This window comes from Corynebacterium sp., from assembly GCF_043426755.1.
In the GTDB taxonomy this organism is placed as follows: domain Bacteria; phylum Actinomycetota; class Actinomycetes; order Mycobacteriales; family Mycobacteriaceae; genus Corynebacterium.
Genome location: NZ_JBHWRP010000009.1, coordinates 1 through 3,702 on the forward strand (window position 1 = coordinate 1; position 3,702 = coordinate 3,702).

The following is a 3,702-nucleotide window of genomic DNA, read 5'->3' on the forward strand; positions in this document are numbered from 1 at the left end:
CAAAGCTTCCAAACCGTAGCGGGCACCACGCCACTTATTTTCGGCGACGTGCCACGGCTGCAGGGTGGGAAGTTCCACGCCCTCGTCGATAAGCGAATCGTAGTAGACGACCAAGCAGTGCGTCAGCGCCACGATGGCGGCAAGTTCGCGCAGGTTGGATGTGGCATCACTAATGCGCACCTCGATGGTGCCCCACTTGGCGGCGGGGCGGATATCGAAGTGCATGGAACCGGTGTGGTTGATCACGCCGGAGGTGCGCTGGTCCGTCATGAACTGGACCCATTCCTCCCACGAACCGAACTGGTAGGGCATGCCGGCGGTGGGCAGCTGCTGGTAAAGCATGGTGCGGTTCGAGGCGTAGCCGGTATCCAAACCGTCCCAGCCCGGCGAGGACGCTGAGATCGCTAGCAGGTGCGCATATTTTGTCATCAGCGCGTTGATGATGGGCCACACGCGGTCTTCGTGCCGCACGCCAACGTGCACGTGGATGCCCCAGAGCAGCATCTGCTGCCCCCAGTACTTGGTGCGGTTGATGATCTCCGCGTAGGTCATCTTCGCCGAGACCGGCTGCTTGCGGAAATCGGAAAAGGGGTGGCCGCCGCTGGCCCACAGGCGCAGGCCGCGCTCCTCGGTGACTTCGCGGATCTTGCCTAAGGTGTCGTCGAGATAGGCCACTGCCTCAGGCGTTGTGTGGCAGACAGGGGTGACCAGTTCGATGGTGTTTTGCAGGAATTCGCGTTCCAGGTGCAGGCCGGGATTGCGTTGCTCAACCTCCTCGATCACTTCCACGGCGAAAGGTACGAGGTCGCGCGTTTCTGGGTCAACGAGGCAGATCTCCCACTCCACGCCAAGGGTGGGTTCGGGTGAGCGCGCAAAGTCCCGGTATGGATCCACTAGAGGTTTACCTGTTCTGTCAGTACGAGGGTGAGGGCACCGCCCTCAGTTGCTTCCTTGGGAAGAGTATCAACATTAGCGCGCGCAACACCACCGACCTTGTCGGCAAGATCGCGCGCCTTCTTCTCTGCGCCGTCGACCGCCGGATCAAAGAAGACCGTGGTCTCCGTGAGGATCATCCGCTCTTCGGGAATATTGCCGGACTCAACGCCGACCTTCGTGCCGTCCTCGCGCAGCTTCTCCGACACGTCCGCTGCCAGGCCGGTGATGGTGGAGTTGTTGTAGACGTTCACTACGTCGGCCTTCGGTGCGTCCGGAGTGTTCGCCGCTCCGCGACCGCTTGTCGACGAGTCCCCCGCCCGGTCTGCGCCATCCGCGGCAGCTGGCGCGCGGTTGGCATCGCGGTCGCGGGCTGCATCGCCGGCGCGGTCAGCGCCCTCGCCCTCGCGCGCGGCATCGCCTTCGCGGCCTGCGTCGCCAGCACCTCCGCGGTCAGCACCTTCGGGACGGTTAGCGCCCTCAGCGTTGTTGGCACCGTTTGCACCCTCAGTGCCTGCGTTGCCGTCGGCACCCTGTTCGGCAGAGACGGTGGAGTCTGTATCGCCGGAAGCTGCGGTGTTCTCAGAGTCACCGCCCTGGGTCAGCGCATAGAGCGCCCAGAGGCCCAATGCGACGGCCACCGCGATCAGGATCATGGCCAGGCCACGGTAAGGGAAGGCACCCGCGGCGGCACCACCTGCGGCGGTCGAGCTTGCAGAGGTAGAGCCCGCGGCAGCCTCGTCAGTTTCTACGTTGTCATCGAAGAAGTCATCGTTCTGATTCTCATTAGTCACACACGCAACATTAGTCACTTCCGCCACTATTGCCATCTCGGACACGCTGCAGACGCCGTACTAATTGCGGACGCGCCGCCAGGGCCAGGGGGTCGTCGATAAGCATGTTGAGGCGCTGGTAATACCGCACCGCGCTCAGGCCGAGCTCGCGCCGGATCGCGTCCTCCTTCGCGCCGACGGAACGCGGGGCTCGGGCTTCGAAGTCCAGCAGGCGGAGGTCCTCGTCGTTCAGTTTCTGGGGCATGCCTAAACTGTAGGGCATGACCATTCGACCAATCGTGATTCACGGCGACCCTGTCCTGCACAACCGTTGCGAGGAAGTCACCGAACCTATTGAGGACCTGCAGGAACTCATCGCCGACATGCATGAGACTATGGATGCGGCCAATGGGGTGGGGCTGGCGGCGAACCAGATCGGCATCAATAAGCGCATCTTCGTCTACGCCTGCCCAGACAACGGCGAAATCCGCCGCGGCACCCTGATCAACCCCGTGCTGGAAACCAGCGAGATCCCCAAGACCATGCCCGCCGACGACGGCTCCGACGACGAAGGCTGCCTCTCCGTGCCGGGCGAGGGCTTCCCCACCGGCCGTGCCGACTGGGCAAAGTGCACCGGTCTCGACGAAAACGGCAACGAGGTCGAGGTCGAAGGCTATGGCTTTTTCGCCCGCTGCCTGCAGCACGAGATGGGCCACCTGGATGGCTTTACCTACCTGGACGTGCTCACCGGTCGCTACAAGCGCCAGGCCAAGAAGGTAGTAAAGGCGAACGGGTGGACCGAGCCGGGCAACACCTGGATGCCCGGCGTCGATGAGGACCCCTTCGGACACTAATGAGTCGCATTTTCCGTTCCGACGAGGTCTCGGTCGGCGAACGCGTCGTGGTACGCCGCCGGATCGGCGACCAGTTTTCTGACGTCATCGGCCACGTCGTCTCGCTTGAACCGCTGGTCCTGCGCCCGCAAGAGGTCGGCGGCTACCCCTCCAGCTTGCCGACGATTACCGTGACACCCGAGGAGCTGCACATCATCAAGCGCCTGAGCCCGCGCAGGATCCGCAACTCCGACATCCGTGCCGTCGAAACAGCCACCGCTCTGGCCTTCCCCGGCCGCGAGCAGCAGTGGTGCGGCGGCTGGCTGGCGCGCGCCGGCGCCGAGATCGCGGAACGGTCCAACTCAGCCACTCCCCTGGGCCGCTCGGTAGGTTTTGAGCCCTTGCCGATCGACGAGATCACCGAGTTCTACCGCCAGCGCGACATGCCCGTACAACTTCTCATCCCCGAACGCATCGGCGCCGCCGCCGAAAGATGGGTAGCCCAGCACGAAGGGTGGACGCTATCGCCTGAGATTCTCGTGATGACGCGGGAACTGGGGGTCAGCTTCGCTGCCCCCGACGAAAACGCTCTAGCGTTTTCCGTCGACGAGAAACCCGACCGGGACTGGCTGGACATGTACCACTTCCGCGGCCAAGAACTGCCCGTGGAAGCACTACGCGAACTTTCCAACACCATCGACGGCGAGCTCGGCTTCGGCAGGCTGCGCACCCCGGAAGGCCGCACGGTCGCGATCACCCGCGGCACCATCACCGACAGCGAAGACGGCAGGCGGTGGCTGGGCTACTCCGCAGTAGAGGTCGCAGAGGACTACCGCCGCAAAGGGCTGGGCACCCGCCTCGGTCAAGAAATGTTGCGGTGGGGCGCTCGTCGTCAAGCAACCCACGCGTACCTACAGGTCATCTCCACCAATGCGGCGGGGATTGGCCTGTACGAAAAACTTGGATTCATCGAACACCACCGGCACCGCTACGCGACGGCCGATGCCTTCGCCACGGAGAGCGAAAAAGAATAGGATTACTGCCATGCGCATTGCCACTTGGAACGTCAACTCCGTCCGCACCCGCGCCGAGCGCATCATCGCCGCCCTCGAGCGCAACGACATCGACGTCTTGGCCATGCAAGAAACCAAAACCGCCGACGA

The 3,702-nt window shown here is 63.5% G+C and carries 6 protein-coding genes; 3 read left to right on the forward strand and 3 right to left on the reverse strand.

The features are described from left to right. The 3 genes from ACHFGA_RS01195 to ACHFGA_RS01205 all read right to left on the reverse strand — a co-directional run. A partial coding sequence (locus ACHFGA_RS01195) for a glutamate--cysteine ligase (RefSeq protein ID WP_394280653.1) occupies positions 1–894 on the reverse strand: 894 nt, incomplete at its 3' end. Further along, complete coding sequence (locus ACHFGA_RS01200) at positions 894–1,727, reverse strand: LytR C-terminal domain-containing protein (RefSeq protein WP_394280654.1); 834 nt, start codon at positions 1,725–1,727, stop codon at positions 894–896. The genes ACHFGA_RS01195 and ACHFGA_RS01200, both read right to left, overlap by 1 nt. Before the next feature lie 10 nt (positions 1,728–1,737). After that, positions 1,738–1,971: a DUF3263 domain-containing protein gene (locus tag ACHFGA_RS01205; RefSeq protein WP_237559289.1), complete on the reverse strand. Its 234-nt coding sequence runs from the start codon at positions 1,969–1,971 to the stop codon at positions 1,738–1,740. A gap of 16 nt (positions 1,972–1,987) precedes the next feature. On the opposite strand from ACHFGA_RS01205, the gene ACHFGA_RS01210 reads away from it, so the two are divergent. From ACHFGA_RS01210 to ACHFGA_RS01220, 3 genes are all read left to right on the forward strand, one after another. Then, positions 1,988–2,560 (forward strand): peptide deformylase, encoded by a 573-nt coding sequence (locus tag ACHFGA_RS01210; protein ID WP_018581028.1) that lies wholly within the window; start codon positions 1,988–1,990, stop codon positions 2,558–2,560. Beyond that, entirely contained in the window at positions 2,560–3,573 is a 1,014-nt protein-coding gene (locus ACHFGA_RS01215; RefSeq protein WP_394280655.1) for a GNAT family N-acetyltransferase, read from the forward strand. The genes ACHFGA_RS01210 and ACHFGA_RS01215 overlap by 1 nt, the downstream gene beginning before the upstream one ends. Positions 3,574–3,583: 10 nt before the next feature. Next, positions 3,584–3,702: endonuclease/exonuclease/phosphatase family protein (locus tag ACHFGA_RS01220; protein ID WP_394280656.1), on the forward strand; the 119-nt coding region annotated here is incomplete at its 3' end.

Excerpts from the sequence above, each read along its gene's own strand:
- ACHFGA_RS01205 (WP_237559289.1), bottom strand. The coding sequence starts at position 1,971 with ATGCCCCAGAAACTGAACGACGAGGACCTCCGCCTGCTGGACTTCGAA.
- ACHFGA_RS01210 (WP_018581028.1), top strand. The coding sequence starts at position 1,988 with ATGACCATTCGACCAATCGTGATTCACGGCGACCCTGTCCTGCACAAC.
- ACHFGA_RS01215 (WP_394280655.1), top strand. The coding sequence starts at position 2,560 with ATGAGTCGCATTTTCCGTTCCGACGAGGTCTCGGTCGGCGAACGCGTC.